The sequence below is a fragment of the Stenotrophomonas sp. YIM B06876 genome (assembly GCF_030711595.1).
Lineage (GTDB): Bacteria > Pseudomonadota > Gammaproteobacteria > Xanthomonadales > Xanthomonadaceae > Stenotrophomonas.
In genome coordinates, this window is the sequence record NZ_JAUJUJ010000227.1 from 1 (window position 1) to 1,269 (window position 1,269).

Below are 1,269 nucleotides of genomic sequence, written 5' to 3' on the forward strand. Positions count from 1 at the left end.
CCTCGGCCGAGAAGCTGGAGAAGGTGGTGAGCGCGCCGAGAAAGCCGGTGATCAGCGCGAGGCGCCAGACCGGGTCGAGCTGGGGCAGGGCCTGGAACACGGCGACGCATACGCCGATGAGGTAGCCACCGATCAGGTTGGCCGCCAGCGTGCCCCAGGGCAGCCCGTGGCCCACGCTGAGCCACAGGCCCAGGCGCCAGCGGGCCAGTGCGCCCAGGCTGGCGCCCAGGCAGATGGCGGCGACGTTGAGCATCGGCAGCCCCTGTTTAACGCGATGACATCTGCTGCGGCAGCCAGGTGACGATGCCCGGGAAGACGTAGATCAGCGCCACGGCCGCGCACATCAGCAGGAACATGGGCAGGGCGACCTTGGCGATCCAGGGCAGCTGGCGCCCCGTCATGCCCTGCAGCACGAACAGGTTGAAGCCTACGGGCGGCGTGATCTGCGCCATCTCGACGACCAGCACGATGAAGATGCCGAACCAGATCGGGTCGATGCCGGCCGCTTGCACCGTGGGCATGAGCACGCCCATGGTGAGCACCACCATCGAGATGCCGTCGAGGAAGCAGCCGAGGATGATGAAGAACACGGCCAGCGCGGCGATCAGCTGTGCCTGGTTCAGGCCGAGCGAGGCGATCCATTCGGCCAGGTGGCGCGGCAGGCCGATGTAGCCCATGGCCAGCGTGAGAAACGCCGCCCCGGCCAGGATCAGCGCGATCATGCAGTACAGACGCGTGGCGCCCATGAGGGCGCCGCGAAAGCTCTGCCAGTTCAGCGAGCCCTGGATGGCCGAGAGGATCAGCGAGCCGAGCACGCCGACGGCGGCGGCCTCGGTGGCGGTGGCGAAGCCGGTGTAGATGGAGCCGAGCACGGCGGCGATCAGCAGCACCACGGGGATCAGGCTTCTGGAGGCGCTGAACTTTTGCGCCAGCGTCAGGCTCTCGTCGGCGGCCGGCACCTGCTCGGGGTGGCGCAGCGCCCACAGCATGATGTAGCCCGAGAACAGCGCCGCCAGAAGCACGCCCGGCAGCACGCCGGCGATGAACAGCTTGGAGATCGACACCTCGGCCGTGACGCCGTAGACGATCATGATGATGGACGGCGGAATCAGCAGGCCCAGCGTGCTGGCGCCGGCCAGCGTGCCCACCACCATGTGCTCGGGGTAGCCGCGGCGCGTGAGTTCGGGCAGGGTCATCTTGCCGATGGTGGCGCAGGTGGCGGCGCTCGAGCCCGACACCGCCGCGAAGATGGTGCAGCCGACCACATTG

The 1,269-nt window shown here is 68.5% G+C and carries 2 protein-coding genes; both read right to left on the reverse strand.

Going from position 1 to position 1,269, the window contains the following annotated elements:
• On the reverse strand, positions 1-253 hold a 253-nt coding region (gene crcB, locus QZH66_RS16300), incomplete at its 3' end, for a fluoride efflux transporter CrcB (RefSeq protein WP_305806925.1).
• Between the two features lie 13 nt (positions 254-266).
• Positions 267-1,269, reverse strand: a 1,003-nt coding sequence (locus QZH66_RS16305) for a TRAP transporter large permease subunit (protein ID WP_305806926.1), incomplete at its 5' end; no start/stop codon positions are given.